Below are 13,105 nucleotides of genomic sequence, written 5' to 3' on the forward strand. Positions count from 1 at the left end.
GACCCTGATGATGAAAACCATTCCCTTGGAAACCTTGCCGGCCACACCTCGCCTGAGCATCCGCGTTGGCGGCGCCGTCATCGATGAGGCAGATATTGCCGGGGAAATGCAGTTTCATCCGTCATCGGATCGCGAGGCCGCCGCCAAGGCGGCGGCCCGCGCCCTGGTCATCCAGGCCCTGCTGCGACAGCGCGCCGAGATTCTGGGGATCGAGACGGGCACCCTGCATGAACCCGACGAGCGCGCCATTGCCGTCATGCTGGAGCAGGAATTGCAGATTCCGGCACCCGATGACGACGCCTGCCTGCGCTACCACGCCGCTCACCCTGAGCGCTTCTGCGAGCCCGCTCGCTACAAGGTCAGGCACATCCTGCTGGCGGCCGCCCCGGATGACGTAGCGGCCAGGGACGCCCAGCTGGCCCAGGCGGAAACCCTGATCAAGACCCTTCGCCAGCGCCCTGAGCGCTTCACCGAACTGGCCCAGCGGCATTCTCAATGCCCGTCCAAGGACCAGGGCGGCAGCCTCGGCTGGGTGGCGCGGGGTCAAACCGTCAGCGAGTTGGATCGCGCCCTGGACACCTTGCCGGAGGGACTGCATGACCGCGCGCTGCCCTCACGCTATGGCTGGCATGTGGTGTGGGTCGATGCCCGCCTCGATCGTCAGCCACTGCCCTACGCCGAGGTGAAGGAAAGCGTTCAGCATGAACTGACCGAGCAGGCCACTCGAGTGGCCCTGCGCCACTACCTGCTGGCCCTGGAAAGCGAGATTGGCGTGGAAGGCTTCACCCTCGCCGACGAGGACGCCGACGGACCGCTGATGCGCTGAATTCAAAGCGTCTAACTCGCAGCGCTGAACTCGAAGCGCTGAACTCGAAGCACCGTGCTCCCGGACGGATGCGCACCCGTACCCTTTGCATGCTTCACGGAGGCCTTGCATGTCACATACGTCAACGAGCGCCGTCTTCATTCCTCTGGATATTGCCCTGCTGACCGTGTCGGATAGTCGGGGCCTGTCGGAGGACGACAGCGGCGACTTGCTGGCTGAACGTCTTGCCCACCACGGCCATCGCCTCACCGAACGGGCGCTGGTCCCGGACGACATCTACCGCATCCGCGCCCAGGTCAGCGCCTGGGTCCTGCGCGAAGACATCCAGGTGGTGCTGGTCAACGGCGGCACCGGCTTTACCGCACGGGACAATACCCCGGAGGCACTGACGGTGCTGTTCGATAAGGTCGTCGAAGGCTACGGCGAGCTGTTCCGCCAGCGCTCGTTCGAGAGTATTGGTACCTCGACGATACAGTCCCGTGCCATCGCCGGCATCATCGACCGTACCCTGGTCTTCGCCATGCCCGGTTCCCCCAAGGCCTGCGCCATGGCCTGGGATGAGATACTGGCGGCCCAGCTCGATGCCCGCACGCGTCCCTGCAACTTTGTGGCCATGGTCGTCAACGACCCCCAGCGCTGCGCCAGCCGCCAGTCCTCGCAGGCGATGGACCACCGTCTGGAAGAGGTCTGATATGAGCGACACCTGCAGCTGCGACACTCCCAAGGAATCGCGCCCACTCATCGACCTGTGGCAGGCCCGGGATCAGGTCACTGCGCTGGCCACCCCGGTGACGGGAACAGAATGCGTGCGCAGCCATCACGCGCGAGGCCGTGTGCTGGCGACGTCCCTGCATGCCCGCATGGACGTACCCAACGTCGATAACAGCGCCATGGACGGTTACGCGCTGCGCCTGGCCGACCTCAAGGACCATGTGGGGCTACCGGTACTGCTGCGAGTGCCCGCCGGAAGCATGCCTGAACCATTGCCCTTCGGCGGCTGCGCTCGGATTTTCACCGGGGCTCCCATTCCCCATGGCGCCGACGTGGTGGTCCCCCAGGAACACGTGCGACTGGACGACAAGGGGCAGATCTACTTTCCCAAGGACCTGCGCCAAGGCCAGCACATTCGCCGTCGCGGCGAAGAGCTACGCGAGGGCGCACTACTGCTGGACGCCGGTGAGCGTCTGGACGGCATTCGCCTGGCCTTGCTGGCCGCGCAGGGCTTGACCGATGTGCCCTGCCGACCGCGCCTGCGTGTGGCGATCATCAGCACCGGTACCGAGCTGGTCAACCCGGGGCAGGCGCTGTCGCCCGGGCAGATCTATAACTCCAATGCCGAGATGCTGCATGCCCTCGCCCAGGACCAGCATGTCGAACTGGTAGATCTTGGTAACATCGAAGACACCCGTCAGGACCTCGAGAACGCCCTGCGCTATGCCTCCCGCCAGGCAGACCTGATCGTCTGCTCCGGTGGCGTATCCGTGGGTGAGGAAGACCATGTCAGGCCCTGCCTGGAGCAACTTGGCGGCATCAGCCTCAGTGGCGTGGCGATGAAGCCGGGCAAGCCCTTCACCCTGGGCTACATCGGCGAATCCCAGGCTAGCGGCACCCCATTGCTGGGACTGCCCGGCAACCCCACCGCAGCGCTGGTGTCATGGCACCTGCTGGGGCTTCCGCTATTGCAGCGGCTGCAAGGGCGCAACCTGGCGCCCCTCGCCCGCTTTCCCGTCCATGCAGGGTTTACCTTCCGCGCCAATCCAGCACGCCACCAATTGCTGAGGGTATATCTCGACCACAGCGATGTGGCCCCGGTGGCACGCATCGCCGGCGCCCAAGGCTCCAATATGCTGAAATGTGCCGCCCACGCCGACGGCTATCTGGTGGTACCACCAGGCCTTCAGGTGGTGCCCGGTCAACGCCTGGACTACCTGCCCCTGAGTCAGTTCGCCCGTTGATGCTGACACCGCAGCGACGCTGCCAGCACAGGGGCCGAGTATGGACCGTGGCCTCTCACTGTCAGCGCCCGACAGCGTGCTAGCGCCTGCGTCGGCGCCTGCACCTAGTGGTGTGACAAACCATATTCCCGCTCCACCAGGGAGACTCGGACCCTGTAGCTGGCATACCAGCGCTCGCGCCCCATGGCCTGAGCTTGACGATGGTCGAGCTGGGCCTTCCAGGCGCGGATGGACACCAGGTCGGCCCAGTAGGATACGGTGATGCCGAGGCCATTTTCGCCGTCCTCACGGGCCGATTCGATGCCAAGAAAACCCGGCTGCTGCGCAGCCAGTTCGACCATCTTGTCCGCCATGTCGGCGTAGCCGTGATCGCCGGCAGTGCGTAAGGACGTGAAGACGACCGCATAGTAGGGTGGCGTGGGGGTAGCGGCAAAAAGGCTCACCGGGGAAGGTCTCCTTGGGCTGTCTGATCGTTCACTCGGGCCATGGAGTAGGCGCTGACGTAGGTCCCGTTTCTGAAGGCAAAATGTCGCGACTCGCCCTCGATGTCAAAGCCGAATCCATGGTACAGCGCAACCGCTCGCGCATTGTCGACGTAGACCGTGAGCTCGATGCGTGTCACTGCCAGCCAGTTGTCGCATAGATCCAGCATGCTGGCCATCAGCGCGCGGCCCACCCCCTGTCCCTGGACATCATCTCTCACCCCCATGCCGAAGGTCGCCACGTGACGTCTTCGCGGAGAACGACACTGCTCGAGCCCCAGGCTACCGACAAGCTCATCGTTGAGCGTCGCCACAAGGAAGTGGAAGTGCTCATCGAACGACGCCAGGCGTTCCTTCCACAGACGGGTGCTGGGAAATGGCAGTTGCAAGGTGTCGGCAAAGACAGGGGCTCGTTCATAGAGGCTCCTGAGGCCTTCCGCATCTTCGGGCTCTGCCCGCCTGACGACAACGTCCATATGGCTAACCTCCCTTCAAGCCATGCTCATTGACGTACTCATCGACGCGACGCCATTCATTGCTATCGATGCTCTGCAGATCGACTTCCTCGACGCTGTCCCAGAGCAGACCTGGCGCCACTCTCACGGTGCGCCTCAAGTACCCCCTCGCCCCAATATCTTTCATCTGCAATTCGATCACGAGGTCCGGAGTATCGACATGCCGATAGAGGATGGTCTGTGTTTTATAGGGCGTGACGAGCTCGAAAAGACGCAGCGTTGTCGTCGAGTTGATACTCTTTCCGATGCCAAAAAACACACTGACAAGCCCGACAACCAGCACAACAACAACGAGAAACCCCTTCACATGACGTCACCTCGCGGTACTTTAGCTTGCAGAGCTTTACCTCGCAGCGCTTTACCCCATAGCGCTGACCCTCGCACTGCTATGACTCACCCAACCATCACACCATGGCTCATCAGCATCGTGTACCGACGCCATCGTTCGATAGCGTTGGCTAACAGCCTCATAGCTCGATGTACCACTTTGGCTTTATTCGCCCAAAGTCTCTGCGGACGTTGTTTTTCAGTGACTTCTTCGAGTCCAGCACGACAGCACTCCCGTCCCGCCGGTAAAACACCACCCAATGCCAGAATGGCGTGCCTCTCTCCAGGCGCCACTTGATCGCCAGCAGGGCCCTGTCGGGAAGCTGGTCCCAACCGCTGAACGCCGCTTCCCCGGCTGCTGCTTCAACACCCAATGCCTTAAGCAGGCGCCGAACATGATCCGTGCCGGACCACAGCGTGGGATCCTCGGCGAAGATCCCCAGCGCGTTCGCCTCAACCTTCGCCTGGGCGTAGTCGATACCGGCAAGGGTGGCGCAAGCGGCGATGCCACAACCGGAGATTTCTTCCTGCACCACGGGCGTCATTTCCCTGCATCTCCGCTATCAGTGTCCATCAAGCCCTCCACCGTGCTCAGAGGAACCCATCCCACCTGCCCCAACGCATTCTCGACACGGCCCCATCCCATCAGCTGATCCAGCACGTGCAGGCGCTCACCCACCTGGGTATTCAATTCCGTGGCGTCATAGTCCCGTGTGGCGATCCCCCTTTGCGGGTCGTCTGTCGCCTCGAGATAGGCAAGAGGCGCCCAACCGACCTTGCCGTCCCGGGTGGTGGTTCTCACCCAGCCCGGATATTCCAGATCCTCGTCACCCAGATGCACCTCATCGCCGCTCTTGAAGGTAATGGGGTCCGGGTATTCAGAGATGTGGGCCCAGATCACGACCACCTTCATCGTCATCTTCCCTCCTCTTCTTCTCTCTTCTCTCTTCTCTCTTCTCTCTTCTCTCTTCTCTCTTCTCTCAACCTCAGCTCCTTTCCACCTTTCCTGCTCAGCGCCTCAGCTCCTCTGCCACGGCTGTCTCGAGAAACATTGCAGGCAGGCGATGATCGTCAAGGGGCCAACGCCCTCAGCTTACCCGCGCTCAGCAGTAAACGCCCCACCGTGCCAGTGCCGAAAACGGCAGCATCGTCACCGTGCTAAAGCAAACACCAGCGCCGAGGATCATCACCCCACCGGTTGCCTCAAAATAACTTTCTACCAAGTTCTTCTTGCTGTTATCGCCGGATTGACCACCCGCCCAAAGGCCTCTTCCCCCTAAGTAAACTTGGCTTTTTCAGCATAGACCCACTTCTTTGCCCTGACGACAGCGGGTAACAATCCCTGGCCTTTTTTCCCCCATAAACTACGACACCCCGGCGGGCGTTGCCCGTCGGGGTGTCGTGGTGTTGGCGTTGTGCCTGGTAGCGTGTTACGCCACCAGCCTGCCCTGGCGGTCTATCGGTTGGGTTTTCACCCTATCGCTTTGCCTTGGCTTTCCTCTGCGGGTTGTCGCTTCACGCCGCGTAGCGAGACACGGCCAGCCCGTTGGGGTCGATGGCGGGTGCACGACCGTCGATCAGGTCAGACAACAGCTGAGCGCTGCCGCAACTCATGGTCCAGCCCAGGGTGCCGTGGCCAGTATTGAGCCACAGGTTGTCGTACTTGGTGGCACCGATGATCGGAGTGGAGTCCGGGGTCATGGGACGCAGTCCCGTCCAGAATTCGGCCTTGGCCAGATCACCACCTTCCGGGAACACGTCGCGCACCACCATGGAGATCGTCGCACGACGCTTTTCCGCCAGGCTGAGGTCGTAGGAGGCAAGCTCCGCGGTGCCGCCAACGCGAATACGGTTGTCGAAGCGCGAAATGGCTACCTTGAAGGTCTCATCCATCACCGTGGACTGGGGCGCACCGCCATCATCGAGCACTGGCAAGGTCAGGCTGTAGCCCTTGACCGGATAGATGGGCAGGCGGATGTCCAAGTCCCGCGCCAGGAACGGCGAGTAGCTACCCAACGCCATGACGTAGGCATCTGCGGTCAACTCTCCGGCACTGGTGTGCACTGCCTCGACCTTGCCAGACACGCGAGTCAGCCGCTCAATGGTGGTGTTGAACAGGAACTCGACGCCCAGCTTCTCGCGGCAGTAGTCCGCCAGACGATTGGTGAACAGGTGACAATCACCGGTCTGGTCATCGGGCAGGTGAAGACCACCCACGAACTTGCCGGGCACCCGCGCCAGCGCCGGCTCGACGTCAGCGATGCGACTGGCATCCAGCAACTCATGACGCACACCGCACTGCTCGAGTACCTTCATGTCCTTGCCGACGGCCTCGACCTGCTTTTCGCTGCGGAACAGCTGCAGCAGCCCCTTCTGGCGGTCTTCATAACGAAGGCCAGTCTCATCACGCAGGGCATTGATGCAGGCACGGCTGTGTTCGGCGACGCGTACCATGCGCTCCTTGTTGATGGCGTAGCGCTCGGGGTTGCAGTTGCTGAGCATCTGCATCATGAAGCGACCCATGGTCGGGTCCATCTTGGGCTGGATCTTGAGCGGAGCGTGCTCCTGAAACATCCACTTCACGGCCTTCTGTGGAATGCCCGGCGCTGCCCAGGGAGAAGAGAAGCCGAAGGACACCTGGCCCGCATTGCCATAGCTGGTCTCCATGGCAACGGAAGGCTGGCGGTCCACGACCCGGACCTCATGACCCTGACGTGCCAGATAGTAGGCCGTTGTTACACCCACCACACCTGCGCCCAGAACCAATACCTTCATGTCGCCGCTCCTCTATTCTCATTGTTGGTGCCACGCCCGTCAGGGGCGCTGTCATGCCAGCCGTTGATGCAATGAGCCGCAGCTACGGGCTGCGGCTCGACATGACGCGAGTATAGAGGGGCTAAACCAGTGTTTTATTCTTTTTTTGCCCATATGCACGAGATGGGAGAACGTTTTTTACCCACTAAGTAGAAGCATTAATCGCTTAACGACACAAAAAAAGCAATATCCACTACCCCTTCAAACCGCAGTGCCGCAGCGCTTGGGTCGCGACAGGGTGCGGCGCAACAGCAGGTAAGCGGCAAGGCCCGCCAGCAGGTTACCCAGCGCGGCTCCCATGCCGAGACCGCTGACCCCGCCTATCAGGATCACCCCGAGCCACAGACAGGGTAGATAGCACACAAACAGCCTGGCCGCGGACAGCAGCATCGCCCGCATCGGCCAGCCAAGCGCATTACCGGCGGACACTACCAGCATGCAGACTCCCAAGGCGGCGTAGCTGGGTGGCATGAAATGCATCAAGGTCGCCAGTGATTGGCTGACATCCTCCGTCCCGGCCAGCATGCCGGCCAACCATGGCGCGGCCAACGCCAGGACGATACCAAGGGCCAGTTGCCACCCCACGACTACCTTCAATGCCAGCCGCATCAGACGGTGAACTTGAGACCAGTCCCCCGCCCCATAACAGCGTCCGAGCCAAGGTGGCAGCGACATGGTCAGCGCCAGCACCACCATCAGCGACACGGTTTCCAGGCGGCTGGCCAAGCCCCAGGCCGCCACTGCCGCATCACCCAGCCCCGACACGGTCGAAATCGCGAGCATGGCCGCGAGCGGCGGCATTAGCTGGCTGATCATGGCGGGACAGGCAACACTGGCAAAGGCCTTGCCAGAGCTTCGCCACTCCTCGCCGAGGCCTTTTAACGCGAGCCACTCGCGCCCCTTCAGCTGCCAGGCCAAGACGCCAAGGCCGCTGCCGAAGGCCAGTACCGTTGCCCAGGCAGCGCCGGGCAGCCCCAGCCCCTGCCAGTCACCGATACCAAAGATCAGCACAGGGTCGAGGGCGAGGTTCACCAGGCTGGTCAGGACCATCATGCTGCCAGGCAGGCTGGTATTGCCGTGGGCACGAAACAGGCTATAGCCAAAGTACACCAGGGCGCCTAGCCAGGCCGCGATCAGCTGTGGCGCCCAGTAGGCACGAATCAGCGCTCGCGCATCGCTGTCAGCCCCCAGGGCACTGAAGATCGGGGTCTGCAGGACCCACAGCAGCAGCGCCAACGCCCCGATGGCGAGCGTACCCATCATCAGCGACAGGCTTCCCAGGCGCTGTGCTCTCACCGCCTCGCCCGCCCCCAGCGCGCGCGATATCAGGGCGGCAATGGCGATCCCCATGCCAACCTGGACACCAATCACCAGAAACGACAGGGGAAAGGTATAGGACTGCGCCGCCAGGGGAGCTGTCCCCAGGCGCGCCACAAATGCAGAGTCGACGAGTTGAAAGCCGAGCAGCGATAGCACCCCGATCGCCATCGGCCAGGTCTTGCGCCACAGGGTTGGCCCTAAGGCGCTGGAGTCGGAACTTAGGTGCACGGTATCTCCGATTGGTAGGTCTGGCCGCGTATGGTATAGCAACGCCGCAGCGCGCTCACCCTATCCCGCAACCACAGACCCCGGGCCTGGGCCCGGGGTCGTCGTACAGCCTGCGTGACGCCGCGTGTTACTGGCGAATGCCTTCGAACGTCACGTAAAGCTCAAGGCTGCGCATCGCTTCGGGGAACTTGCTCATGTCGATGTCGTAGTCGCCCAGCGCGAGCTCGGTCGAGCCCTCGAAACCTGCGCGGTAGCCACCCCAGGGATCTTCGCCCTCGCCCAGCAAGGTCACCGGCATTTCGATGGTATTGGTCACGCCATGCAGGGTCAGGTCGCCGGTCAACACGCCTTCTCCATCGCCGGTGGACTCAAACCCGGTTGAGGTGAAGGTGGCCGTCGGATACTCGTCGGCGTTGAGGAAGTCGCCGCTCAGGATATGCTTATCGCGTTCAGCGTGATTGGTCGTCAGGCTGGTCACGTCGACCTCGAGCTGCGCCGAGGCGCTGGCAGTGTCTTCACCATCGTAGCTGAAGGTGCCGTCAAACGACTCGAAGCTGCCGAGAATGTAGGAGTAGCCGAGGTGGCTGATCTTGAACTGGATAAAGGCGTGCTGCCCCTCCGAATCAATGGCGTAATCAGCGGCCTGAGCTTGCGCCAGGGGCAATAGAGAGCCAGCGGCCAGGGCGGCAATAGCGGTCTTCTTGAGCATGTCTTTCTCCTTGTGATGACGTCAGTCGTGCGTGAGTGACGTAACGCGTTCAACGACCTTTCGATTCGGCCGCATGTCGTCCTTGCTGTGACAGCCGAGGATCGAGCATACGCCGCAATGTGTCCTGACGGTCGACATAGTGGTGCTTGAAGGCCGCCAGTGCATGTCCTGCCGACAGAATGATCAGCACCACAGCGCTGTACCAGTGCACCACCCCTGCCCGTGACGCCTGCTCAGGCAGGTCACTGATCACCGCGGGAAGCGTGAACATGCCGAGCACCTCGATGCCCTTGCCATCCGCGGTAGAGATCAAGTACCCGCTGATCAGCACCGCCAACATCAGTACATAAAGCGCCAGATGCCCCCAGGAGGCCGCCTGACGTTCCAGCCGCGACCCGTGGGCGGCAGGCGTCGGCTGTGCCAGGCGCCAGGCTATCCTGCCCAGAATCATCAGCATGACCAGAACGCCGATGCCGCGGTGCCACCAAGGTGCCAGGTGATACCACTCACTGTAGTAGTCGAGCCCCGTCATCCACCAGCCCAGGGCGAACAGCCCGACGATGGCTACTGCACTGCTCCAGTGCAACACAATGGCGAGAAGCCCCCAGCCCCTTGGTGAATTGCGCCACATGACGGCGTCCTCTGATTCATCGATGAAATCGAGCTTAACTCATGTTGAGGCGCCAATCCGTGGAAAAATTCCGAATGATTGGTTCAATAAAACTGAGTCTGTCGTGGGGCTGAGCCCTCACGCTGCGTCGGCGTTATCGCTTGCGCAAAGATCGGACAGCTACACAGAAACGCCGCGAGCACCATCGGCTCTCCCGATGGCTGTCAGACCAGGCCCCAGCTCCGACGTTGGAGCCAGAGATGGTAAGGACGGAGTGCCAGACGGCGATATTAGGTTCGTCTGGATAGAACGACGCTAGATAGAGTACGGCTGGACAAGGACGGCAGAGCAGTGAATACCGCTCAACGAATAGCATTGGAAAGATACGGACGATGACGCAGACAGGAAGGAAGCATCAGCGGTCCATGAGACGGAAGTGGATCTGCTCTTGCAGGGGCCAGGCGGCCCCCGCAAGAGGGAAAACGATCAGCGAAGCGCGTCCAGGCCGCGAGCCAGATCAGCCTTGATATCGTCAAGATGTTCGAGCCCGACCGCAATACGAATCAGATTCTCGGAAATCCCGGCGATGGCTTTCTGCTCATCGGACAACCGCCCATGCGTGGTGGTGGCCGGGTGAGTGATGGTGGTCTTGGCATCGCCAAGGTTGCCGGTGATCGATAGCATGCGGGTCGCATCGATCACTGACCAGGCCTGCTCGCGGCCCCCTTTCACCTCGACCCCAAGCACCGCGCCAAAGCCCTGCTGCTGCTCACGCGCGACCTCATGCTGGGGATGGCTTTCCAATCCACTGTAGTGCACGCGCTCCACTGCAGGGTGGGCTTCGAGCCACTGTGCCAGCGCCAGCGCAGAAGCGGCGTGGGCCTGCATGCGAAGACTCAAGGTCTCAAGGCCCTTGGTAAAGATCCAGGCATTGAAGGGGCTAAGGCACGGCCCACAGGTCCTGACCACGCCAAAGACTTCCTCGAGCTCCTTGTCACGGCCCACCACAGCCCCACCAATCGCTCGCCCCTGACCGTCCAGGTACTTGGTAGCAGAATGCACCACCAAGTCCGCACCTAGTGCGAGTGGACGCTGCAGCGCAGGGGTCAGGAAGCAGTTATCGATGGCCAGCAATGCATCGTGACGATGGGCCAGGTCTGCCAGTGCACGAATGTCCGCCACCTCGGAGAGAGGGTTTGACGGTGTCTCGGCAAACAGCAGGCGAGTCGCCGGCGTGATGGCCGCTTCCCAGGCTGCCAGATCCGACAGCTCGACGTAGCGGGTCTTGATGCCGAACTTGCCCAGATACTTGTCGAACAGACTGACCGTCGACCCGAACAAGGAGCGTGAGGCCACGATCTCATCGCCTGAGGACAGCAATGCCAGCGCCGTGGACAGAATGGCTGCCATGCCAGAACTGGTCGCGACACAGCGCTCGCCGCCTTCCATCGCGGCCAGGCGGCGCTCGAAGGTGCGCACCGTGGGGTTGGTGAAGCGCGAGTAGATATTCCCCGGCTCCTCACCACCAAACTTGCGCGCCGCTTCGGCTGCACTGCCGTAGACAAAGCTCGAGGTGGTGAAAATCGGCTCACCGTGCTCCTGCTCGTGGGTGCGATCGTGCCCTGAGCGAATCGCCAGGGTGTCGATGTTCCACGTATCCTGCGTCGAATCCTGCATCTTGCTCTCCCTGACTGACGGCCGACGACCCCGACACCGGGCCTGGTCAGGAATCGACCCGGCCCGCTGCGCTGGCTATCAGTCTATATCGTCCTGATTGTGCATGCCGACCAGTGCGTGATCTCCGGCACTTTGTTCCTGCTTGGCACCGTCATTACGCGACGCTTCCAACTCGGCCAGGTACGCCTCGTCGATGTCTCCAGTAATGTACTTGCCATCAAACACCGAGCAGTCGAACTCGTCCAGAGCAGGATTGACTTCACGGCAGGCTGCCTTGAGGTCCTCGAGATCCTGGTAGACGATGCGATCGGCACCGATCAGCTCGCCCACTTCGGCCTCGCTGCGCCCGTGGGCAATCAGCTCGTTGGCCGCCGGCATATCGATGCCGTACACGTTGGGATAACGCACGGGCGGTGCGGCAGAGGCAAAGTAGACCTTGTTGGCCCCGGCGTCGCGGGCCATCTGAATGATCTGCTTGCAGGTGGTCCCGCGCACGATGGAGTCATCGACCAGCAGTACGTTCTTGCCCTTGAACTCGACATCGATGGCATTGAGCTTCTGACGCACGGACTTCTTGCGCTGGGTCTGCCCCGGCATGATGAAGGTACGACCGATATAGCGGTTCTTCATGAACCCTTCCCGGTACGTCACGCCCAGATGCTGTGCCATCTCCAGCGCCGAGGTGCGGGAGGTGTCGGGAATCGGAATGACCACGTCGATATCGTGCTCTGGCCATTCGCTCTTGATGCGATCGGCCAGCTTACGGCCCATCTGCAGGCGCGTGCCATAGACGTAGGCACCGTCCAGCAGAGAGTCGGGGCGAGCCAGATACACATGCTCGAAGATACAAGGCGCCAGCACCGGACGGTCCGCACACAGCTGGGTGTGATAGTTGCCGTCCATGTCCACGAAGATGGCCTCGCCCGGCGCCAGGTCACGCTCAAGCTCAAAGCCACCCACGTCCAACGCAACAGACTCGGACGCAATCATGACTTCCTGGCCGTCACCCTGGTCACGGGTACCAAATACCACGGGGCGAATACCTTGAGGATCACGGAAGGCTACCAGGCCAACGCCGTTGATGACCGCCACCGCGGCATAACCACCGCGGCAACGCCGATGCACGCGACGCACCGCGTCAAAGATATCGCCAGGTTCCAGGTGCGGCCCCTGCTTGCCCAGCTCATGGGCGAACACGTTGAGCAGAACCTCGGAATCGGAGCTGGTGTTGATATGGCGCAGGTCCGACGAGAACAGCTCTTTCTTGAGCTGCTCGGAGTTGGTCAGATTACCGTTGTGAGCGAGCGCCAGCCCGTAAGGAGAGTTGACGTAGAACGGCTGGGACTCGGCCTCGCTGGAAGAACCGGCGGTAGGGTAACGGACATGGCCAATACCCAGATTGCCCTTGAGCCGCGCCATGTGGCGAGTGTGAAACACATCACGAACCAGACCATTGCTCTTGCGCAGCAGGAAACGGCCTTCGTTCCAGGTCATCATGCCCGCCGCGTCCTGACCGCGATGCTGTAGCACCGTCAGAGCGTCGTAGATTGCCTGGTTAACCGCCTGCTTGGCCATCAGGCCGACGATACCGCACATTCAACTTACCTCATTTGCCGTGAAACGCCGGCCGCAAGGCCAGCGC

Annotated in this window: 14 protein-coding genes; 3 read left to right on the top strand and 11 right to left on the bottom strand. The window is 61.8% G+C overall.

Annotation, left to right across the window (positions count from 1 at the left end; genetic code table 11):
• Positions 1–10 precede the first annotated feature (10 nt).
• From KUW18_RS10780 to glp, 3 genes are all read left to right on the top strand, one after another.
• The gene (locus tag KUW18_RS10780; RefSeq protein ID WP_206944739.1) at positions 11–826 is read left to right on the top strand and encodes a peptidylprolyl isomerase; all 816 of its coding nucleotides are present in this window, start codon (positions 11–13) and stop codon (positions 824–826) included.
• 109 nt (positions 827–935) lie between these two features.
• Positions 936–1,517 carry a molybdenum cofactor biosynthesis protein B gene (moaB, locus tag KUW18_RS10785; RefSeq protein WP_222561400.1) on the top strand — a complete coding sequence of 194 codons (582 nt, stop codon included), beginning with the start codon at positions 936–938 and terminating at the stop codon, positions 1,515–1,517.
• Between the two features lies 1 nt (position 1,518).
• Complete coding sequence (gene glp / locus KUW18_RS10790) at positions 1,519–2,781, top strand: gephyrin-like molybdotransferase Glp (RefSeq protein WP_222561401.1); 1,263 nt, start codon at positions 1,519–1,521, stop codon at positions 2,779–2,781.
• A gap of 104 nt (positions 2,782–2,885) precedes the next feature.
• On the opposite strand, the gene KUW18_RS10795 is transcribed toward glp, so the two are convergent.
• From KUW18_RS10795 to purF, 11 genes are all read right to left on the bottom strand, one after another.
• The gene (locus tag KUW18_RS10795; RefSeq protein ID WP_222561402.1) at positions 2,886–3,224 is read right to left on the bottom strand and encodes an antibiotic biosynthesis monooxygenase family protein; all 339 of its coding nucleotides are present in this window, start codon (positions 3,222–3,224) and stop codon (positions 2,886–2,888) included.
• A complete protein-coding gene (locus KUW18_RS10800) occupies positions 3,221–3,739 on the bottom strand; it encodes a GNAT family N-acetyltransferase (RefSeq protein WP_222561403.1) in 519 nt (172 codons plus the stop codon). Before KUW18_RS10800 ends, KUW18_RS10795 begins: the two co-directional genes overlap by 4 nt.
• Positions 3,740–3,743: 4 nt before the next feature.
• The gene (locus tag KUW18_RS10805; RefSeq protein WP_222561404.1) at positions 3,744–4,085 is read right to left on the bottom strand and encodes a hypothetical protein; all 342 of its coding nucleotides are present in this window, start codon (positions 4,083–4,085) and stop codon (positions 3,744–3,746) included.
• Between the two features lie 160 nt (positions 4,086–4,245).
• Complete coding sequence (locus tag KUW18_RS10810; RefSeq protein ID WP_222163409.1) at positions 4,246–4,650, bottom strand: hypothetical protein; 405 nt, start codon at positions 4,648–4,650, stop codon at positions 4,246–4,248.
• On the bottom strand, positions 4,647–5,024 hold the full coding sequence (locus KUW18_RS10815; protein ID WP_222561405.1) for an SH3 domain-containing protein: 378 nt from the start codon (positions 5,022–5,024) through the stop codon (positions 4,647–4,649). Before KUW18_RS10815 ends, KUW18_RS10810 begins: the two co-directional genes overlap by 4 nt.
• A 596-nt stretch (positions 5,025–5,620) precedes the next feature.
• Positions 5,621–6,880 (bottom strand): D-amino acid dehydrogenase, encoded by a 1,260-nt coding sequence (locus KUW18_RS10820; protein ID WP_222561406.1) that lies wholly within the window; start codon positions 6,878–6,880, stop codon positions 5,621–5,623.
• Between the two features lie 240 nt (positions 6,881–7,120).
• Positions 7,121–8,407, bottom strand: a complete 1,287-nt coding sequence (locus KUW18_RS10825) for an MATE family efflux transporter (RefSeq protein WP_222163696.1) — start codon at positions 8,405–8,407, stop codon at positions 7,121–7,123.
• A gap of 187 nt (positions 8,408–8,594) precedes the next feature.
• A complete protein-coding gene (locus KUW18_RS10830) occupies positions 8,595–9,176 on the bottom strand; it encodes a YceI family protein (protein ID WP_222239159.1) in 582 nt (193 codons plus the stop codon).
• Between the two features lie 49 nt (positions 9,177–9,225).
• Positions 9,226–9,807 (bottom strand): cytochrome b, encoded by a 582-nt coding sequence (locus KUW18_RS10835; protein ID WP_222163414.1) that lies wholly within the window; start codon positions 9,805–9,807, stop codon positions 9,226–9,228.
• A 465-nt stretch (positions 9,808–10,272) separates the two neighbouring features.
• Positions 10,273–11,463, bottom strand: coding sequence for an O-succinylhomoserine sulfhydrylase (locus KUW18_RS10840; protein ID WP_222163415.1), 1,191 nt, complete (start codon positions 11,461–11,463; stop codon positions 10,273–10,275).
• A gap of 78 nt (positions 11,464–11,541) precedes the next feature.
• On the bottom strand, positions 11,542–13,059 hold the full coding sequence (gene purF, locus KUW18_RS10845; protein ID WP_206943213.1) for an amidophosphoribosyltransferase: 1,518 nt from the start codon (positions 13,057–13,059) through the stop codon (positions 11,542–11,544).
• Positions 13,060–13,105: the final 46 nt, after the last annotated feature.

The organism is Halomonas sp. DP5Y7-2, from assembly GCF_019802025.1.
Taxonomy (GTDB): domain Bacteria; phylum Pseudomonadota; class Gammaproteobacteria; order Pseudomonadales; family Halomonadaceae; genus Halomonas; species Halomonas litopenaei_A.